A 26,211-nucleotide genomic window follows, 5' to 3' on the forward strand; every position below is an offset into this window, starting at 1 on the left:
GGACGCGGCCCGCTCAGGACGGCGGCCCGCTCAGGACGGCGGCCCGCTCATGCCTGGACGACGACCGTCTTCCCCGCCTTGTCGTGCAGCCCCTGCTTGTACGGGCGGCCGGCGACGATCGTGATGGCGATGATGATCCACCACACGCAGAAGCAGCACACCAGCGCCGGCAGCCACAGCACGACCGCCCGCGCCAGCGAGGCCCCGACGCTCGGGCGGGAGCCGTCGGCCAGCATTCCCACCCGCAGCTTGAGCCACCGCTTCCCGAGCGTCTGCCCACGCGTGTGCGTCATCCAGGTGTCGTAGCCGATGTACGCGATCAGCGAGATGAGCGCCCACAGCCACTGCTGCCCCGTGCTGAACTGATCGCCGATGGCGTCCGCCTCGCTCTGGCCGTTCGACGTCGAGAAGTCGAAGCCGTTGACGGCGATCGAGATGACAGCCAGCGGGATCGCGATGATGAGGGCGTCGATGATCCGGGCCGCGAGCCGGGTGCCGAACGGCGCGAGTGGCGGCATGCCCGCGAGCGGTTCGCCGCCACGGAACGGGTCGCCGCTGTAGGGACCGCCACCGTACCGGCCGCCTCCGCCGTACGGGTCGCCGCCGTACGGACCGCCGGGGCCCTGTGGCCCGCCGCCGTACGGATCCCCGCCGTACGGGCCCTCTCCCGGCCCCGCGCCGGGCGGCGGGGGCTGGCCGTACGGCGGCGGCTGCCCGCTCCCCGCGCTCCCGCCCGGGCCCTCCTCGCCAGGAGCGCCCGCGCCCGGCGGCGGGACCGAATCCCCGGGCGGCGGCTGCCGGGGAGGCCTCGGCCTCTTCAGGAAGGGGTCTTCCTCGGGCGGCTGACCGGACGACGGCTCATCGTTGCTCATGGGGGCAGTGCACCGCGCGTGACGGAGCACCGCCAACGGTCGGCGCCGTTCGGGCGAACGCGGGGACCCGGCCGCTCAGAGGCCGGCGGCTCAGCCCGCTCGGCGCGCGACGAACGTGTGCGCCGCCTTGTCGTGCCAGCACTGCCGCCACGGCCGGTCGAACAGGCACCACACGACGTTCAGCACACCGACGACGACTGCCCCGAGGACCCCGTAGAGCAGCCAGCGCGCGAGCGCCCTGCCGAACCCGGGGGGCTCGAACGACTCGAGGTCCAGGACCTTCAGGCCGCAGGCCTTCTTGCCGAGCGTGCGCCCCCACCTGGCGGTCGGCAGCGCCTCGTACAGCACCCCGACGACCAGCAGCGCGGCCAGCACGACCGCGAGGTAGCCGCCCGTGGTCCCGTCGATCAGGTACACCGTGACCAGGCGTCCGCTCTGCCGCGCCGCCTCGATCTTGTCGTCGATGTGTGTACGGGCCCGCAGCGCGAGGGGTGCGGCGGCGGCGCCGACGACCGCGCCGACGACGATGGTGTCGATGACCCGGGCCAGCAGCCGCCGGCCGAGCCCCGCGGGGCGGGCGCTCGCCTGGGCGCGGGCCGCGGCCTGGAACGGATCCTCCGTCGGCGGCTTCCACGGCACGACGGGCGGCTCGCCACCAGCGAGAGCGCCCGGCGCACCTGCCGCGGGCCCCGCCTGCGCCGCGGCCGCCGTCGGGCCCTGCGCGAGCCGGTGCACCTGCTGCGCCCAGGGCGGCGCGGCGGCCGCCGGGTCCTGCGGCGCGGCGCCCGGCTGGGCCGGGAGCGTCCGCTGCGGGGGCGGCGCGTACCCGGACGGGGCGGGTGCCGCCTGGCCCTGGACGGTGTCGGCGCCTGCCACGCGGGCATCGGCGGGCGGGGGCGCGGCCACCGGAGACGCGGGCGCCGAGGTCGCTGCCTGCGTGCCGCCCGGCAGGGCGGCGCGTGCGGCTCGCGCGGGCAGCTCGCCCTGCGCCTGGCCTGGCACGCCCGGCGCGTCGCCGGCCGGCCGGGCAGCGTCGTTGCCGTCCCCGTCCTTGGCGCGACGCGCCGCCGCCAGGGCGCGCATCGCCGCGGTGGAGTCGACGGGGGCCCGGTCCGCGGGCGGCGCGCCGTGGCGTCCGCCCTCGTCGACGGTGCGGGACGGCAGCGGCGCGGCGCCGGTCAGGCCGGTGGCGGGGGCTGCCGACAGCGCGGAGGCGTCGGACGGCGAGGCGGCGCCCTCGGGCCCTCCGGGGCCTTGGGGGCCTCCGGCACCCCAGGAGACACGGTGGTCCTGGTCACCGCCGAAGCCGGACTGGCGCGCGGTGTCCGCCGCCCACGCGGACGCCGGCTCCTGGCCGGGGCCCGCGTCGGGGCCGTCCGCGACTCCCGCGGAAGGGTCCTCGTCGAAGAAGACCGGTCCGGTCTCCTCGGCCGCCTGCGGCACGGGGCCGGCACCGGGCGCGGGAGCGGTGCCCGCGGGCGCGGTCGCCTCGGACGCTGCCGCGGCCACCGTCCCGGGCGGCGCGGGCCTGCTGCTGCCCGGCACCCAGGCGGCGCCGTTCCAGTACCGGACGTAGCCCGGGATCGATGGGTCCGGGTAGTAGCCGGCCGCGGGGCCGCCGCCGTCGGCTGCCGATGTCGGGGCGCTCATCACCGTGGTCCCGTATCTCCTCAAGAGCCTTGTTTCGAGGCATCACATCTATCAGAACACCGGCCGCCCGAGGGCCGGTCCTCTCGTTTGCGCCACTTTCCGGTCACGGGTTTGTCACACAACGTCACCAGAGCCCATGTCGCGAGCACGCAGGGCACACCCAGGCGAGTCGCGCATTCGTTCGTATATCCACCCGTTCGCGTGGGACCCAAAAAATCATGGGGAAAGTCGCGTCATGACCGCGTGGTTCCCCGCTCTCCCCCAGTACGGCGCCCGGACAACCAGTCCCGGGGCCGAACGAGGGAGAGGACGGACACCATGACCAAGGCGAACACCGTCGTGGAACACGAGCTCGACGTCGACCTGGTCCTGTCGCCCGAGCACAGCGTCGCCGTGCCGGCCAGGCTGACCTACCGGACGTCGGATCCGTACGCGGTCCACATCGCCTTCCACATCCACTCGGCGAACCCGGTCCACTGGACGTTCGCGCGCGAGCTGCTGGTGGAGGGGGTGTTCCGGCCGTGCGGCCACGGCGACGTGCGGATCTGGCCCACGCGCGTCGAAGGGCAGGGCCTCATCTGCCTGGCGCTGACCTCACCGGACGGGGACGCGCTGCTCCAGGCGGCACTCGACGACGTCTACGGGTGGCTGGAGCGCACGCTGCGGGTCGCGCCGCCCGGCACCGAGTCCGCCGGGCTCGGGATCGACGACGGCCTGGCGGCGCTGCTCGCGCCCACACCGGCGGACGAACTGTGGCTGCGGGACCCGTGGCCGTCGGACGGTACCGACTGCCACGACGCCGGCGAGTGACGCGCCGCGAGGGGCTGGTTACTCAGCTCCCGCGGTCAACGACAGGCGGCCGCAGGAGGACACCGGGAGGTCATCTACCCTTGCGGCGACACGGGTCGGCGGAGGGCGAGAGGGAACACCGGGATGACGACTGCACCGGCACTGGCGGAACTGCGCGAGGTCTGCCAGCCGAACGCGAAACTCGCGAGCCGCAACGGCGAGCACTGGGCCGGCCGCATGTACATGCGCACGCTGTCCCTGCACGCCACGCGGCAGCTGGTGCGCACGCGCGTCACACCCAACGCCCTGACCTGGACGATGGTGGTCTGCGGAATCCTCGCGGGCGTCGCGCTGCTCATTCCCGGCCTGTGGGGCGCACTGCTCGCGGCCATCCTCTTCCAGCTGTTCCTGCTCTTCGACTGCGTGGACGGCGAAGTGGCGCGCTGGAAGGGCCAGAACAGCGCGGTCGGCATCTACGTCGACCGCCTGGGCGCCTACCTGGCGGACGCGGCGCTCCTGGTGGGCGCCGGATTCAGGGCCGCACGCGGCGGCTCGCTGCTGTGGGTGTCCGTCGGTCTTGCGGCGGCGCTCGGCATCGTGCTGCTGAAGGCCTCGACGGACCTGGTGGACGTGGCGCGTGCGCGCCGCGGCCTCCCGGTGGCGAGCGAGGAGTCGACGGCGCCGCGCGCACAGTCCATCGCGTTCGCCCGCCGGATCGCCTCCGCGTTCAAGATCCACCGCATCACCAACGGCATCGAGGCGTCGCTGCTGCTGCTCGCGGTGGCGATCGTGGACGCGGCGATCAACAGCACGGAGCCCACGCGCATAGCGGTCGCGGCGATCGCGGCGGTGAGCTGGGTGATGGTGGTGGCACACCTCGCGTCGATCATGAACTCGTCCCGCCTGCGCTGACGCCGCCCCCGCCGGGGCGGCCTCCTCACACGTCGTACCAGAAGGAGAAGCCGAGGGCGAGGGCCAGCAGCAGGCCGCACACGAGCATGGTCACGAGCGGACCCGTGGCCCATCCCGGTGGCTGTACGTGACGAGGCCCGGCCTCGGACATGCTGTCCTCGCCAGGGGGCGTCTCACCGGGCGGCACACCGACGGCGGGCGCGCGTACGGACGTGGTGCGCGGTTCTGGATACGGGTTCGAAGCAGTCATGGCGGGCCGGGTACCCATCGCACGGTTTCCATCCCACCGCGCGGCCACGGCGCACTCAGCCTTCACAGGTAGATCTGCGCCGCGCAGTCCCGGCAGTGCGTCTTCCCGTCGCGCTGCCCGATGGCGCGGTGCGCGCAGTACTGACCGCCCGCGTCGGGACGCTCGTACGCGGGAAGCTCGGTGACGCACTCGGGCGCGGTGCACCACTCGCACCCGCCGCCCAGCGGCCGGATGAACGCGAGCCGACGGCTGCGAGGCGGCCGGGCATCGGAATCGTCCCACTCACCCAGGAACATCAACTCCCCCACGCGCCCGGTCGCCTCGTCACGCACGACGGGCCGGCTCACCGCCGCCGTACGTACACCTTCATCCTGACGTTTCGTCATATCTGGTGAATTCCCTTCCGCCCGGCGCTGGATGTAACTACCGTGCGTAGTGCGAGCGGTATCAGCATGTAGCCGAAACAGGTCTCAGAAGCCCACCGGAGACTGTGCTTCCGCCGCACCGCACGGGAAATTCCACACTTTCCACCGGACGGCGAGGGAGGCCGGCGCGATGCCGCACAGGCGAGTGGTCACGGGCAGGAGCCAGCAGCCGCGTCAGCGGTTCGCGGAGGAGCTGAGGACGTTACGGGGGCGGCAGGGCGACAGCCTGCGCAGGCTCGGCGAGGTGCTGGGCTGGGACTGGTCGCTGTTCGGCAAGATGGAGAGCGGCGAGACGCTGGGCGGCCCTGAGGTGGTCGAGGCGCTCGACCAGCACTACGGAACACCGGGCTTCCTGCTGACGCTGTGGGAGCTGGCGATCGGCGACCCGACGCAGTTCAAGGAGCAGTACCGGCGGTACATGACGCTGGAGGCGGAGGCGGTGAGCCTGTGGCACTACGCCCCTGGCGTCCTGCCGGGCCTGCTCCAAACCGCGGGGTACGCGACCGAGCTTCTGGCCAGCGGCGGAGCAGAGGGCGAGGACCTGGCACGCCAGGTCGAGGCGCGCACACGTCGGGCCGAGTTGCTGAAGGGCAAGCGCGCACCGCACTTCCGCACCATCCTGTCGGGGGCAGTCCTCCGGACCCGGTTGAAGGACGCCACCGAGCAGCGGATGCAGCTGGAGCATCTGTCACGGGCTGCGGAGCAGACGAACGTGACGCTTCAGGTGGTCCCGGAGGAGGTGGGACTGCATGGCCTGCGCAACACGGCGGTGATGTTCCTGCGCATGGCCGACGGTGAGACCGTGGCGTACGTCGAAAACGACCACAGGGGCGAACTGGTCAGCGAATCGGCCGCTGTTGAGCGCCTGCAACGACGTTATGATGCCGTGCGTGACCTGGCGCTGTCTCCGACCGAGTCGGTGAAGCTCATAGTGCGGATGATGGAGGAAGAACCATGCGGTCCATCGACCTGACCAGTGCTGCCTGGCGCAAGAGCTCGTACAGCAACAGCGACGGCGGCGAGTGCGTCGAGATCGCGACCAACCTCCCCGCCGTCCTCCCCGTCCGCGACAGCAAGAACCCCCACGGCCCGGCGCTCCTTCTCCCCCGGCGTGCCTGGACGGCGTTCGTCACCGCGCTCAAGGGGGACGCGCCCGCCTCCGTCTGAACTCCGCCTCAGGCGTCGCCGGTGGCCCCGCCGGGGATCCAAGGATCCCCGGCGGGGCTGTCATCACGGCGTCATACCGGGAGGCCGGGGACCTTTCGAGCTGACCTGTCAGAGCTGTCCGCAGGCACTGATCACCACGTCCTTGGTGGTCTTGCCGTTCTGCGAGCCGACCGACTCGATGGTCTTGACCAGCTCCATGTTGTCGATGACCTTGCCGAACACGACGTGCTTGCCGTCCAGCCATGGCGTCGGCACGGTGCAGATGAAGAACTGGGAGCCGTTGGTGTTCCGGCCGGCGTTGGCCATCGACAGGATGCCCGGCACGTCGTGCTTGAGGTCGAAGTTCTCGTCTGCGAACTTCCCCCCGTAGATGCTCTCGCCGCCCGTGCCATCGCCCCGGGTGAAGTCCCCGCCCTGGCACATGAACTGGGGAATAACCCGATGGAACTTACTCCCCTCGAAATGGAGGGGCTTGCCGGACTTCCCGACGCCCCTCTCGCCGGTGCAGAGGGCGCGGAAGTTCTCCGCCGTCTTGGGTACTACGTCGGCGAACAGCTCGAACGTGATCCGGCCTGCGGCCACATCGCCTACGGTCATGTCGAAGTAAACACGGGGATTCATCATGCGCGGAATTGTGCCACCCCGATGGAGCAATGATCGTCTCGACACCCCGCCTCCGCCTGAGCTCAGGGCGACCAGACGTACGGGGTCGTCGTGGTGACCGCGTGCAGGCCGAGGCGGGTGAGGATCGGGGCGCTGTCGGCCGAGGCGTCGACGTAGACGTAGGGGACGTCGCGGGCAGCGGCGAGCCGGGCCCGGTGGGCGACCATCGCCCGGTAAATGCCCCGCCCGCGCCACTGCTTGAGCGTTGAGCCGCCCCAGAGGCCGGCGAAGTCGACGCCGTCCTTGAACACCAGCCATGCCGCGCAGACGACTTCGGCGTGCGCCTCGGCGACAAGGACGATGGTGTTCTCCGGGGCGTCCTCGACCCGGGCGGCGAGGTCGTCGGCCAGCCAGCTCCAGTCCTCGCCCCAGACGGCGCCCTCCATGGCGGCGATCCGCTGGAAGTCGGATCCTGCGGTGACGCGGCGGAGGGTCACACCGTCGGGCAGCACAGGATCGGCGGCCAGGTCCGCACACCGCCCGATGAGCACGGTCTCGCTGTCCTCGGGGACGAACCCGGCCGCGGTGAGCCGGTCCTCGATGTCGGCCGGGAGATCGTGAGCGCGCGTCTTCCACTCGACCGCCTCGCCACGGGCAGCATAGAAGTCACGCTGCCGGGCGATGAGCGTGTCCAGCTCGTCTCCGTACACACCGAGGTCACGCGGGCCCGTGACGAAACCACGGTGCCAGCCGATGACACGAGTCAGCGGTCCGTCCTTCTCGATGCGGGCGCTTCCGCCGGGCGGGGTAACACCTCGCAGTTGCGCGTCGTACGCGGCGCGGAGTTCCTCGATCAGAGTGTCCTTCACGCCAACACCGTACGAACCTGGTCAACCGATTTAGTAGCTCCCCATTTTTGGGCCCGGGGACACGAGCCGGGCCGTAGCGGCAGTGCCGGATGGAGGGCCACACCATCCGGCACTACGAGTCCGCAGGTATCAGCGGCGAGTGTCGATCTTCATGTCACCCGCGGTCACCTTGCGAATGTGGTCACTGGCGAGTGCGTCGTGCGGGAAGCCGAGTGCGATCGCGCTGGCCTCGTCGAGGCGGGCCAACTGGGCGGCGGTGAAGTCGACCTCCAGTGCGCCCAGGTTGTCCTCCAGCTGAGCGGGTGTACGGGCGCCGATGATCGGTGCTGCCACGTCCGGGTTCTGCAGCGTCCAGGCCAGTCCGACCTGGGCGGGCGTGCGGCCCAGCTCCTTGGCGACGTCCTTCACGACATCAGCGATGGTCAGGTTGTGTTCGGTGACCATGCCCATGGCGGCATTGAAGCTCTTGCGGGTGGACTCGGCGGATGCGGTCGTTGTCCCGGTCAGGTCACCGCTGCTGTACTTGCCCGTGAGTACCCCGCCGGCCAAGGGCGAGTACGGGACGACGCCCAGCCCCATCTCGTGTGCCATGGGGATCAGGTCACGTTCACCAGTACGCTCGATCAGGCTGTACTCGATCTCCAGAGCGACCAGCGGCGACCATCCGCGCAGGTCGGCGATCGCCTGCATCCGCGACACCTGCCACGCCGGGACGTTGGACATCGCCACGTACAGGACCTTGCCCTGCCTGACCAGGTCGTCCATGGCGCGCAGGATCTCCTCGACCGGGGTCGTGAAATCCCACACGTGCAGGTAGAGCAGATCGATGTAGTCCGTGTTCAGCCGGCGCAGACTGGCTTCCACCGAAGCGAACAGACTCTTGCGGTGAGGGCCCCCGGAATTCGGGTCGCCGGGCCGGCGCAGCGTCGTGTATTTGGTCGCCAGCACCAGGCTTTCGCGGTTTTCACGGGTGAACTCACCCAGCAGGCGCTCGGAGCTGCCCTCGGTGTAGGTGTTGGCGGTGTCGATGAAGTTGCCGCCATGCTCGACGTAGCGGTCGAACAGTTTGTGCGCCTCGTCCTCCTCGGCGCCCCAGCCCCACTCGGTGCCGAAGGTCGCCGTGCCCAGCGCCAGGGGTGAGACGCGCAGTCCGGAGCGGCCCAGCAGCCGGTAAGTATCGAGGGTGAGCGACATCATGTCCTCCTGAGCTCGTGATTCGTGCCGAGAAACAAGCCTGCGACCGCCGCGTGCCCGGGGTAAGGGAGGAGGTTTCCTGGGAACAGCTGTCCTACCCTGCCCGTTGCATCCGGTATGACGTCCCACGCCGTGAACGCAACAGAGGAACTGGCAGCTTTCCTGCGAGCCAGGCGCGAACGGCTGGACCCGCTCGCCCTGGGCCTGCCGTTGCGGCGGCAGGCACGGCGGACTCCGGGACTGCGCCGCGAAGAGGTCGCCGAACTGGCCGGGGTCAGCGTCGACTACATCGTCCGGCTTGAACAGGGCCGCGGGCTGCGGCCCTCAGCCGATGTGGTCGAGGGGCTGGCCCGAGCGCTGCGCCTGGCCCCCGCCGAACGCGCCTATCTCTTCGACCTGGCCCAACAGCGTCCCCGCAACGCCGACAAGCCCGCCACCACTCCGGCGCCGCCGCTGGCCCAGCTGGTCACCGACCTGTCGCCGCTGCCGGCCATGCTGATGAACCACCGCTACGACATCCTGGCCTGGAACCGAGAGATGACGGGGCTGCTGTTGAATTTCGACACCCTGCCCGCGGCGCGGCGCAATGCGATGTGGCTGTGTCTGATGCACCCGGACATGCGCGAGTTCTACGTCGACCGGGAGCGCGTCGTGCGCGAGGGGATCGCCCACCTGCGCGCCGCATGGGCCGCGCATCCGGAGGATCGAGAGTTGACCGACCTCATTGCCGAGTTCATCGCCCGTGACGAGGATTTCGCACGATGGTGGGCTGAGCAGGACATCAATGTCAACGGACGCGGGAAGAAAATGATGCGCCATCCCGACGTCGGTCTGATCACGGTGAATTTCGAGGTGCTCATGCCGCTCCAGGACCCGGATCAGCGATTGCTGATCTTCCGTGCGGCAGACGACAGGAGCCGGTCGGCGTTGGACCGGTTGCGCACACGCTGACAGGTCGACCGGAGCGTCGCCCGGCCGGGGCGCCGCGCACAGCGACGAGCCGTCGTCGGTGGCACAGCGGTCGGTGCTGGTGCCACCGACGGTCGCAGGGTCCGGCCCGTCCCACGCCCGGCTACACCGTCAGGCGGCGGATCGTGGCGAAGCCGCCGGCGAACATGATCGCGACCAGGATCGCCAGGACGCCGGTGGCTCCGGCGACCGTGATCGTCGTGAAGAAGTGGACGATGCTCGTCCAGCCGTGCACCCATGTCGCGATGACCGCGGCGAGGGCCAGCGCCGTGAGCTGCACGCCGCCGAAGATCGTGGTGCCGGTCATCCCGGCGCGGCGGTGGACCAGGCCGTGCCACATCCCGTACACGAACAGCAGGGCGAACGCGGTCGTCGCCGTGAGCCACGACATGTACCAGGGGCCCGCGAGGACGTAGGGGACGCGGAAGAAGGCCATGTGCAGGCCCCATCCGCCGGTCGCGCGCTCGACGGCCTGGCCGAGCGTCACCACGAGGCCGAAGCACGCGGCCATGGCGAGGGCCAGCCCGCCGGCGCCGAGGTAGTAGGTGCGGCGGCTCACCCCGAGGGTGAGGGCGAACGGCAGCGCGCGGGCGACGGTCTGCACGCCCGCGGAGAACACGACGATGAAGACCGCGGCGAGTCCGCCGACCCAGCGTTGGCCGGTGTCACCCGCCGGTGTGAGTCGCAGGATCACCACGTCGATCGCGAAGCCGAAGGCCCCCCAGGCCCACGGCATGACGACGTAGGTGACGCGGTCGAGCAGCAGGTAGCGGGCGACGGTGACGAGCGCGGTCGGGCGCATCAGGATGCCTTCGCTGTCGTGGGGCGGGTGGACGGGCCGTGGTGGCCGGGCGCGTCGTGGTGTTCGGCGGCGTGGACCGCCAACTGCTGGAGCGTGAGCCCTTCGAGGCGCAGGCGCAGGTGGCCGGCGAGTTCACGGTCGCGTTCGTCGAGCCGGCCGGCCATCACCGCCCTGGCCTGGCCGCCCATGGTGTGCAGGCTCAGCGTCGTGCGCCCGGCGACGAACCGCTGCACGCCGTGGGACGGCCCTGTGACGGTCGTGGCGGTGCCGCGCAGGTCGTCGGTGGGCGCGTCGAGGACGAGACGGCCGCGGTCGAGAACCAGGACGCGGTCGAGGAGTTCGGCGGCCTCGTCGATGAGGTGGGTCGAGAGCACGATGCACCGCGGGTGGGCGGTGTAGTCGGCCAGCAGCTGGTCGTAGAAGAGGGTGCGGGCGACCGCGTCGAGGCCGGCGTACGGCTCGTCGAACAGGGTGAGTTCGGCGCGTGCGGCAAGGCCGATGGTGATGCCGAGCGCGGTGCGCATGCCGCGCGACAGCTTCTTGATGGGCCGTGCCTGCGGCAGTTCGTACGCGTCGAGCAGTGTGTCCGCCATGCGCGGATCCCAGTTCGGGTGGACCAGCGAGGCGGCCCTGATCGCGTGCCGCACCCGCAGGTCGGGGTAGGCCTGGTCCTCGCGTACGAGGAGCATGCGGCGCAGTACCGCGTCGTTCTCCAACGGCGTGGACCCGAACACGTGCACGCGCCCGGTGGTGGCGAACTCCTGGCCGGCCAGGATCCGCATCAGTGTGGTCTTGCCCGCGCCGTTGCGGCCCACGAGGCCGGTGATGCTCGGCGTGCCGATGTCGAACGTGACGTCGGCCAGCGCCTGGTGGTCACGGTAGCGGCGGCCGAGTCCGGCCACCGAGATCGCCGGTGTCATGCCGCTCCTCCTCCCACCGTCAGCTCCACCGAGGCGAGTTCGTCGCGCACCAGCCCGAGCAGCTCGTCGAGGTCGATGCCGAGGCGTGCGGCCTCCGCCGTCAACGGCCGTACGTAGCGCTCGGCGAAGCGCTGCCGCCGTGCGCGCAGCAGCCGCTCGCGCGCGCCCTTGGCGACGAACATGCCGACGCCCCGCCGCTTCTCCACCAGGCCGTCCTCGGAGAGGGCGGTGAGGCTGCGGGCCGCCGTGGCCGGGTTGACCCGGTAGAACGACGCGAGTTCGTTGCTCGACGCGACGCGCTCGCCCTCGCCCACGGTGCCGTCGGCGATCTGGTTCGCCAGCTCTGCGGCGATCTGGGCGAAGATCGGCCCGCCGTCCTCAGGGAGTGACATGGTTCCTCCGTTGCTTACTTGGTTACCCACTCTACTGATGAACTAGGAGGGCGGGCAAGGGCGCGGGACGGCGCGGCGGCAGGACGGATCCTGGCCACCCGGATGACCTTGCCAACAGCGGCACGAGCGGAGCGGCGGCCCGCATCGCCGCGCCCGGCCACCGTCCCCGACCAGGCCGCGGCGTTTGTCGATCTCGCGGCCCGGTACGGTGCAATAACCGGATTACAACCCTCCAGCTCCGGCGACAATGACCGGTTAGAATTCTTGCCACGCCGGATTTCGCCTGGATACGCTGCACCTCGCCTGCCGCTCGAACGGGAAATGATTCTCGAAGTGACGCAACAGGCATTTCATCAATGGGGAGGGGTGATCCGCATGAAGATCCGTAAGGTTACCGTGGCGAAGGCCGGCACGTCGGCGCGCTGAATCACATAGGCAGCGGCCGCGTCTCGGCGGTCGCGCCTCCAGGGCCCATCCGTGCCGCGGATGGGCCCTTGCTCCGCGAAACCACAGTGTTGCCGCCACGGGGGACGAATAAAGATGGAAAGCGCCGACCTGCCGATCCTTCCCAGAATTCGCCCCATCTACGACGTGATGTATCTCGACGGGCGCATCCGCATGGGTTCCGGGCCCGCCTATGCGAGCGAGATCGAAGATCCGGACCGTCACTGGGAGCCCTTGGTCCTCCTGCTCGACGGCACGCGTCATCGGGATGAGCTGGCACGTGAGCTGGCCGGCACGCTCACGACGGCGGAGGTGGACGAAGGCGTCCGGACTCTTCACGCGGCCGGGTTTCTGGAGGACGCAGCGGCGATTCCCCCCGCGGAACTCTCCGCGGACGACCTTCGCCGCTACTCACGGAACCTGAATTTCTTTCGGACCCGCGCGGCAGCCGGTGAGGATTTTCACACTCCGCAGGTCACTCTGAAAAAGACCAGGGTCGTCGTCTTCGGCATGGGGGGAATAGGCGCGAATGTCTGCCTGGCGCTGGCCGAACTCGGGGTGGGGCACATCACCGGCGTGGACTTCGATCGCGTAGAGTTGAGCAACCTCAATCGACAGGTTCTGTACTCCACGTCGGCTGTCGGGCAGCCCAAGGTCGAGGCAGCCGCCGAGAGCATGCGGCAATTCAATCCGGACATTCGCTTCACAGCCGTGGAGCGTCGGCTGGAATCACTGGAGGACATCGAGGAGATCCTGGATGCGGCACGTCCGGATTTCGTCTTCTGCCTGGCGGACAGGCCCAACGGCTGGATCGATTTCTGGGTGAACGAGGGCTGCGTACGCCGTGGCATCCCGTACACCGCGGGCAGCATCAGCTCCCACGTGGGCACCGCCTACAGCGTCCTGCCGGGGCAGGGCCCCTGCTACCGCTGCATCGTGGACGGCGAGAACGCCGAACACCCCGAATTCCAGGAGCTGCTGGACTATGTTCGGGCACACGACCTCGACTCGAGCAACGGCGCGCTTGGCCCTGCCTGCATGTTCCTGGGGTACTTCCTGACCTACGAGATGCTGCGCCGGCGATTGGGCCTGGGCACCATGCTCACCTCACACAAGCTACTGGAAATCGACTTCATGACGTTTGACCAGCAATGGCATGAGACCGTGCGCCGCGCCGGCTGCCCCGTGTGCGCCAAGACCGCCGCGCACAGCGGTGCCCCGTCCCCGGTCCGGACACTCCCCGCGGACGGGGCCCATGACTGAGTCCGCCGGCGGCGAGCCCGGCGTCAGCGCCACGGCGTCTGCCAGGCCGCTGAGCCGCAACCGTTTCTACCAGGCGATGTTCTGGTCCCAGACGTGTACGGACTTCGCCGAGCAGCTGGTGCTGGTGTCGATCACCTGGGCGGCTCTGCATGCCTTCGGCGGCGGCACGCTCGGACTGGTTCTGGCGGTCTGGGCAGTGCCGCGTGGCCTTTTACTGCTGTTCGGAGGTGTGCTGGTCGACCGCAGCGACAGGAGGTTCCTGGCCATCGCGGTCGGTTTCCTGCTGGCGCTCCTCAACCTGGCGGGAGCCTTCATCACCGGGCACCAGGAGCTCGGCCTCTGGCTGGGCCTCGCGGCGGCCCTCGGGATCCTGGACGCGGTAAGGCTGCCGATGGGAGCCGCCATGCTGCCCCTGCTGGTGGACCAGGACCGGCTGGTGCAGGCGAACCGGTGGGTGAGCCTGCGCGAGTGGGCAGCCATGACGTCCGGCCCTGCACTGGGCGGGGTCCTCGTCGCGGCTCTCGGCTCGCCCGGCACCCTTTACGCCGGAGCCGCCCTGTACGGCGCGAGCAGTCTTCTCATGTTGCTGCTGCCCAGACTGAGCAGGCCGGCCGGAGAAGAGCGCCAGGCCATTCTCAAGGAACTGCGCGGCGGCCTGTCGTTCGTACTCAACCATCCGAGGCTGCGAGTCCTGCTCCCCGTCTTCGCCGTGGCGAACTTGTTCATTCTCGGTCTCATCGGTGTGGCCATCCCGCTCATGGCGAAGAACATCCTGAAGGCCGGGCCCCAGGGACTCGGGTTCCTCAGCGCGGCCTTCGGCGCCGGCCTGGTACTTGGCACCCTGCTCTGCAACCGGCTGCCCAAGTCGTGGCAGTCGTCGCAGAAGGTCATCTTCAGCCTGTTCATGCTGAGCGATGCGCTGCTGGCAACCGTCGGCCTCGCACGGGACCTGCCGTTGGCCGTGCTCGCGTACTGCGGCAGCGGACTCGCGGCCGGCCCCGCGGCCACGTACTACCGCACCCTGCTGCAGACCCTCCCGCCCGAGCAGTATCTCGGGAGGGTCAACAGCATCGCCCGTGCGACATCGTTCGGCCTCGAGCCTGTGTCGGTCGCCGGCGTGGGTTCGCTGTCAGCGCGGATGTCCGCCGCCACGCTGCTGCTGGTCGGCGGCTGCGCGGCGGTGGTGGCCGACCTCACCGGCTTCGGACTGAGCCGACGCAAACCGGCGGCCGCCCGGCAGGAGCCCGTCCCCGACGCGGAATCCGTCAGGGCCGGATGAGCGGCGCCGAACAGGCGGGCGAGGATTCCGTGGAGAGCGAGGCCGCGGCCTGGTCCGCCTACACGACGCCCCTGCGCGGCCTGCACGAGCGGCTCAGGACAGAGTTCCGGGCGCAGGACGCGGAGACGGGCCTCGTTCCGCTGTCCTTGCTGACGGCCAACGGACTGCTCCATGTCCTCACCATCCCGCCCGGCGCGCTCTTCCCCCGACTGCTGCGGGAAAGGCCGGGCGGCGAGTCCGAGTGGGAGGTCCTGCTCGACTTCGCCGCCGAAGCAGCGCAAGACCCCACCGAGGACACGGGACGGGACCGTCAGGTTGACGAGGACGAGGACGGGGACGGGGATGAGGACGAGGGCGAGTTCATCCTCGGTGACGTTGTGCTCGACCCGGCAGGGGCGTACCTCGCCTACACCGTGGATCGCACCGGCGCCGACACGTTCGACGTGCGCATCCGCGATCTCGCGGCCGGCGCATCCCGGCGCGTGGCCGAATCCGCCGCGCCGTCCCTGGCCTGGGACACCCGGCACAACCGCCTGCTCCATCTGGCGCTGGACGTGAACCGCACGCCCGTCGGGCTGCACGCCCTCGACCCGCTGACCGGCGAGCACACGGTCAGTGCGGCGCTGGAACCCACCGGTGAGTACGTCGAACTCTCCTCCGGCTCGGACGGCCGGCACGTCCTGCTGAGCACGGAACTGCACACGCGCAGAAGTGTCTTCCTGCTCGACGGGAACCACGGTGCGCCTGCGCCGCTCCTGCCACCGGGGGACGATCTTCAGGTACGCGCCGACGTGCACGCGGGGCGCTGCGCGGCCATCGTCTCCGACGGGCGGTCCCCGAGCACCCTGATGTCCGCCACCGACCTGCGCGTACTGCCTGTTCCGGCGTCCCGCTGGACCACCCACTACCGGGCGCGGCCGGGGGAACACCTGGACGACGTGGTGGTGTCGGACCGCCACATCCACGTGGTGCTGCGCCACGGCCACGGCCAGCGCCTGCTGCGCTTCGACGTGGACGCGGCGTCGGCGGGCGGCGAACCGGTGCCCGTCGCTTTCCCCGATCCCCTTCCGGTCGGGGAGCACGTACCGCACACAGGACGGGTCACCGCCCCGGAGTCCTCAACGGCCCTTGGGGGGCACCGGAAGGCACGCTCGGCAGCCGGTGACCGGCTCGCGGCCCTCCACCTCGTGCCCGGCGTGCGCCCCCCGGGCAGCGCCGCCGAGGTTGTCCGTGCCTGCTGGACCGACCCCTCCCGCTGGTACCGCCTGGACGAGCGGCGCCCTTCCGCCGTCCCCCGCGACGACGCCGGCTCACCCTCGGGCGCCGGTCCTGCCGCACCGGGCGTGGACGTGCTCGGTCTGGAGGCGAGGTCCGACGACGGCACGATCGTCCCGCTGACGCTGCTGCGGCCCGCGGGGTCCACGGGTGCCCTTCCCACGGTCCTGTACGCGTACGGTGCGTACGGGCTGCCGGTCGATCCCGAGTACTCCGTCTTCCGGCCCTCCTTGTTCCGCCGCGGCGTCGCCTTCGCCGTCGCCCACGTACGCGGGGGCGGAGAGCACGGCCCGGCATGGCACCGTGCCGGCAACGGGCCGAACAAGCTGCGGGCCGTGGAGGACTACCTGGCCTGCGCCCGGCTGCTGACCGGTTCCGGGCTGACCGTGCCCGATGCGCTGGTGGCAAGGGCTCGCAGTGCGGGCGCCGCGGTCGTGGGAGCGGCGGTCAACCGCGACCCCGGCCTGTTTCGCGCGGGCGTGCTGGAGGTCCCGTTCGTCGACTGTCTCGCCACGCTGCTTCGCCCGGACGACCCGCTGGCCGCCCTGGAGTGGGACGAGTGGGGCAACCCGATCGAGAACCCCGGTGCCCGGGCGGCCCTGGCCCGGCTGTCGCCCGTCGACAACGTCGCGCCGGGACGCTATCCGGCGATGCTGCTCACCGCGGGCCTGTCGGACGTCCGGGTGAGTGCGGCCGAGCCACTGCGGTTCGCCGCCGGCATCCGCCGGGTCACTACGAGCGGCCGGCCGGTGCTCGTGCGGATCGACGGCACCGGCCATCTCGGCCACTCGGACGCGGACGACGACCTCATGGACGAGGCCGAGGTGCTCGCCTTCATCCTGCGCGAGACCGGTGTGGTCACGGCCGCCGGCGAGCCGGCCGTGACCACCGGATCGGAGCCTCAGCGGTGAACGAGCACTCGCGTCGCACGGTGCGGATCCTGGCCGTCGGAGACGTGTTCGTGGACCGGCCGCCCGCCGCCGCGGACTTCTCCGCACTGGCGGGGCTGCTCGCGAGCGGAGACATCGTGTTCGGCAACTGCGAGGGGGCCTACTCGTCCTCGCCCGACCGGGCACCGCAGGCGCGTGGCCCGCAGGTCGCGGCGACAGCCAACGCGCAGGCGCTGCGGACGCTGGGCTTCGACGTGATGTCGCTGTCCAACAACCATGCGGTGGACGGCGGACACGAAGGGCTCCGCCAGACCATCGAGGCCTTGCGGGCGCGGGCAGTGCGGCCGGTCGGTGCCGGGCTGAACCTCGCCGAGGCGTTCGAGCCGGCGGTGCTCACCCGCAACAGTCTGACCGTCGCCTTCGTCGCCGTGTCGACCGTCTTCCCCGCGGGCTACGAGGCGCGCGCGGGAGTACCCGGCATCGCGACCCTGCGCGCGCACACCTTCTACGTCAACCCGGACCCCTCCTACTGGAATCCGGGCTGCGCGCCACTGATCATCACAGCGGTCGACGAGGGCGACTCGGCCCTGGCGGAAGAGGCTGTGGGACGGGCGGCGGAACTCGCCGACGTCACCGTGGCCAGCGTGCACTGGGGCGATCCCTTCCGGCCCCACGTGCTCACCGACTGCGAACCCCAGGTGGCACAACTCCTCGTGGACGCGGGGGCCGACATCGTGCTCGGACACCACCAGCATCTACTGCGCGGCACCGGATTCGTCGATGGAAAACCGGTGTTCTACGGTCTCGGCAACATCGCCTGCGACCTGCCCGGGCTCGCGGCCGACCTCCACCGGGAGACGCCCGAACAGGATTTTGACGACGAGGCTTCCTGCGTACGGGAGTTGGGCGAGTACGGCATCTTTCCACGGGCCGGGTACCCGCTGCTCCCCTTCCACCCCGACGCCCGCAGGACCGTAGTGGCACGCTGCGATGTCGGCGCCGACGGCATCACCTCGGTAGGTCTCTACCCCTGCCGCATCGCCCCCGAAGGCGCGGTCGAGCCGCTCCGGTCCTCGGACGGCCGGCACCAGGAGGACCTCGCGCACATGCGCACCTGCATGGAGCACGTGCCCATGCCCGCGGACCTGTCCGTCGAGGACGACGACGGCTACGCCTACTGGCGCCTCTCACCGCGGTAGGCATTGCCCGGCAGTGAACCCGACCTCCAGCGCGCCAGGGTCCTCCCAGCCGGGCGGGCGTATCGCCCCGGCTCAGCAGTGCCTGGTCGCCGCGGGGCGGTGGACCAGGTCGTGCCACAGACCGTAGACGAACAGCAGGGCGAACGCGGTCAGGCGTGCCGGACCGTGATCGTGCACAGGCGCTTGGTGGCGCGGGTCAGGGCTACGTACACGTCCCGCTCCCCGCCGGGGCGGGCCGTGCTGATTTCGTCGGGGTTCACGACGACGACCCCGTCGAACTCCAGGCCGCGCGCTTCGGACGCCGGCACGATGCGTGCGTGGTCGGCGAGGCCCCGGGCCGCCAGCTCACCCGCCCTGGAGTCCGCGCAGATCACGCCGAGCAGCTCGCCCGGGTGCGCGGCGCTCTGGGCGTGCAGTTCCGCCACGACGGCGGCGAGCAGCCCGTCCGGAGGTGTGGTCACAACGCGGGGGCTCTCACCGCTGCGCAGTGACCGTGTGGGCTGCTGGTCAGGAGCGATCCGTGTGAGCAGGCCGCGGACGCTCTCCAGGATCTCCTGCGTGGTGCGGTAGCTGACGGTCAGGTTGTGCAGCGTGAACCGCGGTCCGACGTGGGGGCTCAGTGCTTCCTTCCAGTCGCGTGCCGTCGCGACCGGGCCTGCCTGGGCGAAGTCGCCCACGAGCGTCATCGCCCTTGCCGGGCAGCGGCGGACGATCATCCGCCACTGCATGGCGGTCAGTTCCTGCGCCTCGTCGACGACGACGTGCCCGTACGTCCGCTCGGGAGAGCCGTCGACCAGGCTCGCCGCCTCGTCCAGCAGCGGCACGTCGGCGTCGGTCCACGGGTCGTCGGGACCGCGTAGCAGAAGGGACCGCTCGTGCGCGCTCAGGCGGGGCAGGTGCCCGGCGAGGGCGCCGGCGTCCGTCAGGAGCGCCTTCACGAGGTCACCGGGTGCCAGCCGCGGCCACAGCGCCTCGACCGCCCGGTCGACGCCCGCGTCGTCGAGGAGATCGGCACGGACGGCGTCCAGATCCAGCTCGTGCGCCGGGCCCGGTTCCGCCGCGCCTTCGACGCGGCGCCGGTCGGCCCCCGTGAACCGGTCGAGGTCCATGCCCGTCATCCTGGCGGAGTCGGCGTCGATCCGCTCCAGGACATCGCCCATGTCCCGTTCCAGCGCGTCGGTGACGGCGTCGACCAGGAGCTCCGTGAACACCTGTCGCGCGGGGTTGTGCCCCGGGACGGCGGCCACTGCGGCGTCGCGCGCCGTGGCGACCTCCCCGGCGGACAGGTGGACGAGCTGCTGTCCCACCCGCACGGTGAAGTCACCCGCGGGTGCCTGGTGGGCGCGCAGCAGGCCGGCCAGGGCGCCGGCGAGACCGGAGCTGCCCTTGAGGCGCGCCGTGGCGAACGGCTCCGCCGTGTCCGTGGCCACTCCGGCCAGTTCGCCGCAGGTCGCCAGGTCGACGTCGTTCTCTCCGAGGGACGGAAGGACCTGGGAGATGTAGTCGAGGAACCGGGCGTTCGGGCCCACCACCAGGACGCCCTCCTGCGCGGCGCGCGGGAACGCGTACAGGACGTAGGCCGCCCGGTGCAGGGCGACCACCGTCTTTCCGGTGCCGGGCCCGCCCTGCACCACGGTCACCCCGCGGTGGGCCGAGCGGACGATCTCGTCCTGCTCGGCCTGCAGCGTCGCGACGGCCGCGTGCATCGTGCCCGTGCGCCGCGCCGACAGTGCCTCGGTCAACGGGCCGTCCCCCACGACGTCGTCGTCGGTCGGGGCGGTGCCGTCCAGCAGTTCGTCGCTCACCGAGACGACGGTGCGCTCCTCGATGCGCAGGTGCCGGCGCCGCCGCAGGCCCATCGGGTGGACCGGTGTCGCCTCGTAGAAGGGCCGCGCCGCGTTCGCGCGCCAGTCGACGAGCAGCGGGAGGTCGTCCTCCTCCGTGTGCAGCCCGAGCCGCCCGATGCGCAGAGCCGTGCCGTCCGTCCGGTCGATGCGCCCGAAGACCAGTCCCTTTTCTGCGCCCTCAAGACGGCCGATTTCCTTGGCCAGACGCTCGGCGGCGATTTCCCTCTCGTATGCCTCGCCGGCGCTTTCCGCCGGGGATTTCAGGACACTCGCCCGGTGCGCTCGCGCCTCGGAAAGCCGCTCGCTGAGCAGCTCGTACAACGAGGACACATAATCCTGCTCGGATTCAAGTGCACACACGGCTGAATTTTTCTTTTTCGGCAACAGGGCTCCTTCGATTCGCGCCACACCATACGGTCAAAAGTCCTTCGAAGGTAAGTCTTGACTTACCTGCTGAAGCAATGTCTTTACGACGGCATCCATGGCGTCAAGGGGCGAGTCGGAGGGGATTCCGTCCGCTCCCTTGACGCCATGTCTGGCCTAGACCAATAGTGTTGAAAGGCTTCTTCCGCATCCGCTCCCCGGGCTCCCCCGCGCCCGCCACATCCGCCACACCCCGTCCATCCCCCCGACTGTGCAGCGCCGCCCCCACACCGTCCCCGCCTCCCCCAGGAGGAACACGTGCTCTCCAGACGCTCGTTCGTCACGGCCGCCGGCGCGACGGGAGTGGCCGCCGCTCTCGGCTCGCCCCTCGTCTCCGGTGCGCTCGCGCCGAAAGCGTGGGCGGCGTCGCCCTCGCTGCCGCTGGCCCTGCAGAACAACTCGGGCAGCGGCACCGTCTACGCCTACGTCAGCGGCGCCGACAGCTCTGGCTGGCCCGGATTCGTCGGCTCGGACGGCCGCTTCAACCGGCTGCCCAGCCCGTCGAGCCCCGTCACGCCGATCCCGGACTACTCGATACCGCTGGGCGCCTCCGGCTCCGCGCCCACCCGCCTGACACTCGGCGAGTACATCATCGGCGGGCGCGTCTGGTTCTCCGTCGGCAAGAAGATCCAGTTCTTCGTCAATCCGCCGGGCGGCAACGGCGGCGTGCCCGGCCTCGTGCAGCCCGGCTTCACGTCGTCGGACCCCAACTGGCAGACGAACTGGACGTTCTGCGAGTTCACGTACAACAGCGCCAACCTGTACGCGAACATCAGCTACGTCGACATGGTCGCGCTGCCCGTGTCGATGGCCAGCACCGGCAGCTCAGGATCGCAGTCGGTGAGCCCGCTGCCGAACGGGGCGCTCGCCTCCATCGCCTCCGGGCTGCGGGCACAGCACGCCGCGGACGGCGCGCCCTGGGACCGGCTCGTCGCCACCGACTCCTCGGGCGCGGTGGTGCGCGTGCTCGCGCCCGGGCACTCGCCCGTCGACTTCGGCGGCTACTGGAACGGGTACCTGGACGCGGTGTGGAACCACTACCAGTCGCACACTCTGACCGTGAACGGGCAGGGCAGCATAGGCAGTTACCAGGGCACGGTGTCGGGCGGCGTGCTGACGTTCGCCGGGCTCAACACCAACGGGGTCCCGTTCACCAAGCCCAGCGCCGTCGACATCTTCGGGTGCGCGAGCGGGCCCCTCTACAACTCGGGCGGCGACGCGCGCGGCGCCGTCGCGGCCCGCCTCGCCGCCGCGCTCAACCGGAGCAGCCTGCTGGTCTCCGGCGGCGACAACCAGCCCGACGGTGTGACGCCGTCGCAGTACTACACCGATCCCACCACGAACCACTACGCCAGGCTCGTCCACCAGTACGCGAGCATCGGCTACGCCTTCCCCTACGACGACGTCGGCCCCACCGGCGCGGCCCCCGTCGACGGCCACATCCAGGACAGTGCCCCCACGTCGTGGACGGTCGCGCTCGGCGCCGGCGCGGGTAGCGGGGGCGACCAGCCTCCGGGCGGGTCGGGCACCGGGGCGTACTCCACGATCCAGGCCGAGTCGTACAGCGGCCAGAGCGGCACGACGAAGGAGAGCTGCACGGACTCGGGCGGCGGGCAGGACGTCGGCTACATCTCGGGCGGCGACTGGCTCAAGTACGGTTCGGTGGACTTCGGTTCGTCCTCGCCCAGCCAGTTCGTCGCCCGCCTCGCCTCGGGCGCGGCCGCCGGCGTGAGCGGGGCGGTGCAGGTGCGGCTCGACAGCAGATCGGGCACGAAGGTCGCCGAGATCGACTTCGCCAACAACGGCGGCTGGCAGAACTGGCAGACGGTACCGGCCAACATCGTCGCGGGCGCCACGGGGGTGCACGACGTCTACCTGGTCTTCGCCGGAAGCAGTTCGGACTTCGTGAACGTGAACTGGTTCACGTTCACGAAGTAGCCGCCCGCGGTGGTTGCCGGCCGGTAGCGGTTCGACGCTGCCACCGGCCGGCGGCCACACCGTGAGACGCACGCCTTGTACGCGTGCCGCGCGGACACCACCCGGCCATAATCGGCGTATGGGAAAGAGCTACGAGCGGATAGACGGCAGGCTGCGCGCATTCATCGAGGCGCAGCACATCTTCTTCACCGCCACGGCGCCGCTGGGCAGCGGCGGCACCGTCAACCTTTCACCCAAGGGCCTGAACGGCTCGTTCGCCGTGCTCGACGAACACACCGTGGCCTACCTCGACTTCGCGGGCAGCAACGCCGAGACGATCGCCCACCTGCGCGAGAACGGCCGCATCACACTGATGTGGTGCGCCTTCGACGGCCCGCCCAACATCGTGCGCGTGCACGGCCGCGGGGAGCCGGTCTTCCGCGACGACGCGCGGTGGGCGGGGCTGCTGGCCCGCTTCCCCGGCATCGACCCGACCAGGCACGGGCTGCGGGCGATCATCGTCGTGGCCGCGGAGAAGATCCGCGACACCTGCGGGTACGCGGTCCCGTTCATGACGTACGACGAGGACCGCCCGCTGCACGGCTCGCGCTTCGCGCGCGAGACGGACGAGTCGCTCGACGCCTACTTCCACAAGAAGGAGCACATCGCGACGAGCATCGACGGCCTCCCGGGCCTGCCGCTCCCCCTCCCACCGCTCACGGGGACCGCGTAACCGTCGCCGGGCCGTACGTGCCGGGGGCGAGCGCTCGGGGCGCGTGCCGGGGTCAGGCCGTGTGGGAGACTCGCGCGGCAGGCATCAACCGATCTTCAGCGGAGTGACATCGATGGGTGCGAAACCGAGGATCGACACGAGCCGCCCGCATCCCGCGCGCGTCTACGACTACCTGCTCGGCGGCAAGGACCACTACGAGGTGGACCGGCAACTGGGCGAGAGGCTGCCCGAGTTCATGCGCGATGCGGCGCACGAGAACCGGGCCTTCATGCGGCGGGCCGTCACGTGGACGGCGGACAACGGTGTGACCCAGTTCCTGGACATCGGCACCGGCATTCCCACCGCGCCCAACCTGCACCAGGTCGCGCAGGGCGTCCACCCGGCGGCCAGGGTGGTGTACGCGGACAACGATCCGATCATCATGCGACACGCGGAGGCGCTGCTCGTCGGCACGCCCGAGGGCGCGACGAACTACGTCGAGGCGGACATCCGCGAACCCGGCGCGATCCTCGACCACGCCCGCGAGTTCCTGGACTTCGAGCGGCCGATCACCCTGTCGCTCCTCGCGATCATGCACTTCGTCGTCGACGCGCACGACCCGTACGGGGTGGTGTCCACCCTCATGGACGCCCTGCCGTCCGGGAGTTACCTTGCGCTGACACACGTGTCCCTCGACGGCTTCGCCGAGGAGGGCGCGAAGCTCAACGAGACGTACACGAGCAGCATCGAGGCACAGAGCAGGTCGGTCGCGGAGATCGAGCGCTTCTTCGACGGCCTGGAGCTCATCGAGCCCGGTGTGGTGGCGACGCCGCGCTGGCGCGGGGACGCGCCGGTGCCGCCGGAGACCGGGCCGCATCCGAACTACGCCGGGGTCGCGCGGAAGCGGTGAACGGCCCGGTTCGGAAGGGGCTGGGGCAGGGGCTGAGGCTCAGGCCGCGCGCCTGAGCCTCTCCCGCGCCGCCGCACGGTCGACGCCGAGCCGGGTCAGCACGTCGGCGGCCGGGTCGGGCTCCTTGGTCTCCAGCAGCGCGAGCAGCAGGTGGGCCGGTGTGATCCGCCGCGCGCCCTGACTGCGCACCTCGGCCAGCGCGCCGCTGAGCACCGACTTGGCCGACGACGTGAACGGTGTGTGCTTGCGCGACGACGGGATCGGCGGCCGGTCCGCACCGCGCGCGTCGACCCCGACGGCGGCGAGTGCCTCCGTGTCGAGCTCCCGCAGCGCCTCGCGCACCGCGCCCGCGTCCACACCGAGCCCCGTCCCGGCAGCGGCGCCCTGCTGCGACAGCGCCCCCAGCAGCAGGTGTTCCGTGCCGATGCGCCGGTCGCCCCGCAGCCGCGCCTCTTCGAGCGCGTCGCTCACCGCCGCGCGGGTCTCCCCCGCGAACTGCTCGAACATCGTCGCCTCATTTCCCGTGCTTCGCGTGCACGGACTGCCGCGACACCCCCAGCGCGTCGCCGATCTGCTCCCACGACCACCCCTGTGCGCGGGCACGCGCCACCGACGACGCCTCCACCTGTTCGGCGAGGCGGTGCAGCGCGCCGACGGCCCGTAGTCCGACGGCGGGATCGAGCGAGGTCAGGCGGGACGAGAGGTCTGCGGAATCCATGCGGTCAGTATTCCATGACGATGTCAGTCTGGACTGACAATCTGCTCTTGTCAATCCAGACTGACGCCGCAGCCCCGCCCCGCCCCGCTCTGCCGCTAGAACAGCTTCCCGGGGTTCAACAGCCCGAGCGGGTCGAAGGCCCTCTTGATCTGACGCTGCAACTCAAGCTCCACCGGGCCGAGTTCACGGGCCAGCCAGTCCTTCTTCAGGACGCCGACGCCGTGTTCGCCCGTGATGGTGCCGCCAAGCCGCAGCCCGAGCGCCATGATCTCGTCGAACGCCTCCTCGGCGCGCCGCACCTCGTCCTCGTTCTGCGGGTCGAAGCAGACGATCGGGTGGGTGTTGCCGTCACCCGCGTGCGCGCAGATGCCGATCTTCGTGTCGTACTTCTCCGCGATGGCCTCTACGCCCTCGAACATGTCGCTGAGCCGCGAGCGCGGCACGCACACGTCGTCGATCATCGTCGTGCCGAACTGCGCCTCAAGGGCGGGCAGCGAGAGCCGCCGCGCCTGCATCAGCATCTCCGACTCGGCGGCGTCGTCCGCCGGCACCACCTCCGTCGCGCCGGCCGCCGTACACAGCTCGCCCACCGCCGCCAGGTCGGCCGCCGGGTCCGCGGTGTCGAACGCGACGAGCAGCAGCGCCTCCGTCGTCTCGGGCAGCCCCATGTGGGCCATCGTGTTGACGGCGCGGACGGTGGTGCCGTCCATCAGCTCCATCAGGGACGGCATGTGCCCGCGCTCCATGATCAGGCGCACCGCCTCGCCCGCCGCCGACGCCGACGTGAACTCGGCGGCCAGCACGAGCTGCGCCGGCGGCTGGGGCTTCAGCGCGAGCACGGCCTTCACGACGATCCCGAGGCTGCCCTCGGACCCGACGAGCAGGCGCGTCAGGTCGTACCCCGCGACGCCCTTGGCCGTCCGCCGCCCGGTGGACAGCAGCCGCCCGTCCGCGAGGACGACGTCGAGGCCGAGCACGTACTCCGAGGTCACCCCGTACTTCACGCAGCACAGGCCGCCGGCGGCGGTGCCGATGTTGCCGCCGATGGTGCAGGTCTCCCAGCTGGAGGGGTCCGGCGGGTAGTACATGCCGCGCTCGGCCACTGCGCGCGACAGCGTCGCGTTGACGACGCCGGGTTCGACGACGGCGACCCGGTCCGCGGCGTCGATCTCGAGGATCCGGTCCATCTTGACGAGCGACAGCACGATGCACCCGTCCGACGCGTTCGCCGCACCGGACAAGCCCGTACGGGCGCCCTGCGGCACGACGGGCACGCGCAGCTGGGTCGCCGTCCGCATCACGTGCCGCACCTGCTCGACGCTGCGCGGCAGCACGACCACGGCGGGCGCCCCGGCCGCACAGAAGCTCGCCATGTCGTGCGCATACGACACCATCACGTCGGGGTCGGTGACGAGCGCCTCCGCGGGCAGCCCCGCCCCGAGCCGCGCCACCAGCTCGGCCTGCGAGGTGGGGGCGGTCGTCGCTCCGGCGCGGGGTTCCAGCAGATCGTCCATGATCCC

27 protein-coding genes are annotated in these 26,211 nt (G+C 70.9%); 13 read left to right on the forward strand and 14 right to left on the reverse strand.

Features of this window, described 5'->3' with window-relative positions; all coding sequences use genetic code 11:
• Window positions 1-47: 47 nt before the first annotated feature.
• Window positions 48-872: an RDD family protein gene (locus tag IH48_RS0124345; RefSeq protein ID WP_030908537.1), complete on the reverse strand. Its 825-nt coding sequence runs from the start codon at window positions 870-872 to the stop codon at window positions 48-50.
• A 90-nt stretch (window positions 873-962) separates the two neighbouring features.
• Window positions 963-2,522: an RDD family protein gene (locus tag IH48_RS0124350; protein ID WP_030908541.1), complete on the reverse strand. Its 1,560-nt coding sequence runs from the start codon at window positions 2,520-2,522 to the stop codon at window positions 963-965.
• 318 nt (window positions 2,523-2,840) lie between these two features.
• Here IH48_RS0124350 and IH48_RS0124355 point away from each other — a divergent pair, with 318 nt between their 5' ends.
• Both IH48_RS0124355 and IH48_RS0124360 read left to right on the forward strand, forming a co-directional pair.
• On the forward strand, window positions 2,841-3,332 hold the full coding sequence (locus IH48_RS0124355) for an SsgA family sporulation/cell division regulator (protein WP_030908544.1): 492 nt from the start codon (window positions 2,841-2,843) through the stop codon (window positions 3,330-3,332).
• Between the two features lie 123 nt (window positions 3,333-3,455).
• Window positions 3,456-4,223, forward strand: a complete 768-nt coding sequence (locus IH48_RS0124360) for a CDP-alcohol phosphatidyltransferase family protein (RefSeq protein WP_030908547.1) — start codon at window positions 3,456-3,458, stop codon at window positions 4,221-4,223.
• A gap of 25 nt (window positions 4,224-4,248) precedes the next feature.
• On the opposite strand, the gene IH48_RS35230 is transcribed toward IH48_RS0124360, so the two are convergent.
• Window positions 4,249-4,473, reverse strand: coding sequence for a DUF6480 family protein (locus tag IH48_RS35230; RefSeq protein WP_078850008.1), 225 nt, complete (start codon window positions 4,471-4,473; stop codon window positions 4,249-4,251).
• A 62-nt stretch (window positions 4,474-4,535) separates the two neighbouring features.
• A complete protein-coding gene (locus IH48_RS0124370; protein ID WP_030908550.1) occupies window positions 4,536-4,820 on the reverse strand; it encodes a hypothetical protein in 285 nt (94 codons plus the stop codon).
• 208 nt (window positions 4,821-5,028) lie between these two features.
• Between IH48_RS0124370 and IH48_RS0124375 the strand changes: the two genes are divergently transcribed.
• Both IH48_RS0124375 and IH48_RS0124380 read left to right on the forward strand, forming a co-directional pair.
• Complete coding sequence (locus IH48_RS0124375) at window positions 5,029-5,871, forward strand: helix-turn-helix domain-containing protein (protein WP_030908553.1); 843 nt, start codon at window positions 5,029-5,031, stop codon at window positions 5,869-5,871.
• Window positions 5,853-6,065: a DUF397 domain-containing protein gene (locus tag IH48_RS0124380; protein ID WP_030908555.1), complete on the forward strand. Its 213-nt coding sequence runs from the start codon at window positions 5,853-5,855 to the stop codon at window positions 6,063-6,065. Before IH48_RS0124375 ends, IH48_RS0124380 begins: the two co-directional genes overlap by 19 nt.
• Window positions 6,066-6,173: 108 nt before the next feature.
• Here the strand turns inward: IH48_RS0124380 and IH48_RS0124385 are convergent, their stop codons facing one another.
• The 3 genes from IH48_RS0124385 to IH48_RS0124395 form a co-directional block, all read right to left on the reverse strand.
• A complete protein-coding gene (locus IH48_RS0124385) occupies window positions 6,174-6,686 on the reverse strand; it encodes a peptidylprolyl isomerase (protein ID WP_199809999.1) in 513 nt (170 codons plus the stop codon).
• 65 nt (window positions 6,687-6,751) lie between these two features.
• A complete protein-coding gene (locus tag IH48_RS0124390) occupies window positions 6,752-7,537 on the reverse strand; it encodes an acetyltransferase (RefSeq protein WP_030908560.1) in 786 nt (261 codons plus the stop codon).
• A gap of 129 nt (window positions 7,538-7,666) precedes the next feature.
• Entirely contained in the window at window positions 7,667-8,731 is a 1,065-nt protein-coding gene (locus IH48_RS0124395) for an aldo/keto reductase (protein ID WP_030908562.1), read from the reverse strand.
• A gap of 132 nt (window positions 8,732-8,863) precedes the next feature.
• Between IH48_RS0124395 and IH48_RS0124400 the strand changes: the two genes are divergently transcribed.
• On the forward strand, window positions 8,864-9,682 hold the full coding sequence (locus tag IH48_RS0124400) for a helix-turn-helix transcriptional regulator (protein WP_234434368.1): 819 nt from the start codon (window positions 8,864-8,866) through the stop codon (window positions 9,680-9,682).
• 121 nt (window positions 9,683-9,803) lie between these two features.
• Here the strand turns inward: IH48_RS0124400 and IH48_RS0124405 are convergent, their stop codons facing one another.
• The 3 genes from IH48_RS0124405 to IH48_RS0124415 are packed head-to-tail and all read right to left on the reverse strand — an operon-like array spanning window position 9,804 to window position 11,814.
• Window positions 9,804-10,502 (reverse strand): hypothetical protein, encoded by a 699-nt coding sequence (locus tag IH48_RS0124405; RefSeq protein ID WP_030908566.1) that lies wholly within the window; start codon window positions 10,500-10,502, stop codon window positions 9,804-9,806.
• Window positions 10,502-11,422 (reverse strand): ABC transporter ATP-binding protein, encoded by a 921-nt coding sequence (locus tag IH48_RS0124410; protein WP_078849986.1) that lies wholly within the window; start codon window positions 11,420-11,422, stop codon window positions 10,502-10,504. The genes IH48_RS0124405 and IH48_RS0124410 overlap by 1 nt, the downstream gene beginning before the upstream one ends.
• Entirely contained in the window at window positions 11,419-11,814 is a 396-nt protein-coding gene (locus IH48_RS0124415) for a GntR family transcriptional regulator (RefSeq protein ID WP_030908570.1), read from the reverse strand. The genes IH48_RS0124410 and IH48_RS0124415 overlap by 4 nt, the downstream gene beginning before the upstream one ends.
• A gap of 102 nt (window positions 11,815-11,916) precedes the next feature.
• Here IH48_RS0124415 and IH48_RS36340 point away from each other — a divergent pair, with 102 nt between their 5' ends.
• From IH48_RS36340 to IH48_RS0124435, 5 genes are all read left to right on the forward strand, one after another.
• Window positions 11,917-12,240: a hypothetical protein gene (locus IH48_RS36340; protein WP_158710346.1), complete on the forward strand. Its 324-nt coding sequence runs from the start codon at window positions 11,917-11,919 to the stop codon at window positions 12,238-12,240.
• Window positions 12,241-12,354: 114 nt separating this feature from the next.
• Complete coding sequence (locus IH48_RS0124420; protein ID WP_051840487.1) at window positions 12,355-13,521, forward strand: HesA/MoeB/ThiF family protein; 1,167 nt, start codon at window positions 12,355-12,357, stop codon at window positions 13,519-13,521.
• The gene (locus tag IH48_RS0124425; protein ID WP_030908574.1) at window positions 13,514-14,800 is read left to right on the forward strand and encodes an MFS transporter; all 1,287 of its coding nucleotides are present in this window, start codon (window positions 13,514-13,516) and stop codon (window positions 14,798-14,800) included. Before IH48_RS0124420 ends, IH48_RS0124425 begins: the two co-directional genes overlap by 8 nt.
• Complete coding sequence (locus IH48_RS0124430; RefSeq protein WP_030908577.1) at window positions 14,797-16,986, forward strand: prolyl oligopeptidase family serine peptidase; 2,190 nt, start codon at window positions 14,797-14,799, stop codon at window positions 16,984-16,986. The genes IH48_RS0124425 and IH48_RS0124430 overlap by 4 nt, the downstream gene beginning before the upstream one ends.
• Window positions 16,983-18,164 carry a CapA family protein gene (locus IH48_RS0124435; RefSeq protein WP_051840489.1) on the forward strand — a complete coding sequence of 394 codons (1,182 nt, stop codon included), beginning with the start codon at window positions 16,983-16,985 and terminating at the stop codon, window positions 18,162-18,164. Before IH48_RS0124430 ends, IH48_RS0124435 begins: the two co-directional genes overlap by 4 nt.
• 149 nt (window positions 18,165-18,313) lie before the next feature.
• Here the strand turns inward: IH48_RS0124435 and IH48_RS0124445 are convergent, their stop codons facing one another.
• On the reverse strand, window positions 18,314-20,341 hold the full coding sequence (locus tag IH48_RS0124445; protein WP_030908581.1) for a HelD family protein: 2,028 nt from the start codon (window positions 20,339-20,341) through the stop codon (window positions 18,314-18,316).
• Window positions 20,342-20,692: 351 nt separating this feature from the next.
• Between IH48_RS0124445 and IH48_RS0124450 the strand changes: the two genes are divergently transcribed.
• The 3 genes from IH48_RS0124450 (at window position 20,693) to IH48_RS0124460 (ending at window position 23,973) form a co-directional block, all read left to right on the forward strand.
• Entirely contained in the window at window positions 20,693-22,372 is a 1,680-nt protein-coding gene (locus IH48_RS0124450) for a beta-1,3-glucanase family protein (RefSeq protein WP_030908584.1), read from the forward strand.
• A gap of 118 nt (window positions 22,373-22,490) precedes the next feature.
• Window positions 22,491-23,084, forward strand: a complete 594-nt coding sequence (locus IH48_RS0124455; RefSeq protein WP_030908587.1) for a pyridoxamine 5'-phosphate oxidase family protein — start codon at window positions 22,491-22,493, stop codon at window positions 23,082-23,084.
• Window positions 23,085-23,196: 112 nt separating this feature from the next.
• Window positions 23,197-23,973 (forward strand): SAM-dependent methyltransferase, encoded by a 777-nt coding sequence (locus tag IH48_RS0124460; protein ID WP_030908590.1) that lies wholly within the window; start codon window positions 23,197-23,199, stop codon window positions 23,971-23,973.
• Between the two features lie 39 nt (window positions 23,974-24,012).
• Here IH48_RS0124460 and IH48_RS0124465 read toward each other — a convergent pair whose 3' ends face one another.
• The 3 genes from IH48_RS0124465 to IH48_RS0124475 form a co-directional block, all read right to left on the reverse strand.
• Entirely contained in the window at window positions 24,013-24,480 is a 468-nt protein-coding gene (locus IH48_RS0124465; protein ID WP_030908593.1) for a Clp protease N-terminal domain-containing protein, read from the reverse strand.
• A gap of 7 nt (window positions 24,481-24,487) precedes the next feature.
• Window positions 24,488-24,691 carry a helix-turn-helix domain-containing protein gene (locus IH48_RS0124470; RefSeq protein WP_030908595.1) on the reverse strand — a complete coding sequence of 68 codons (204 nt, stop codon included), beginning with the start codon at window positions 24,689-24,691 and terminating at the stop codon, window positions 24,488-24,490.
• Between the two features lie 95 nt (window positions 24,692-24,786).
• Window positions 24,787-26,205, reverse strand: a complete 1,419-nt coding sequence (locus IH48_RS0124475) for an FAD-binding oxidoreductase (protein ID WP_051840492.1) — start codon at window positions 26,203-26,205, stop codon at window positions 24,787-24,789.
• Between the last annotated feature and the right edge of the window lie 6 nt (window positions 26,206-26,211).

It is taken from the genome of Streptomyces sp. NRRL F-5126 (genome assembly GCF_000721265.1).
GTDB lineage: Bacteria > Actinomycetota > Actinomycetes > Streptomycetales > Streptomycetaceae > Streptomyces.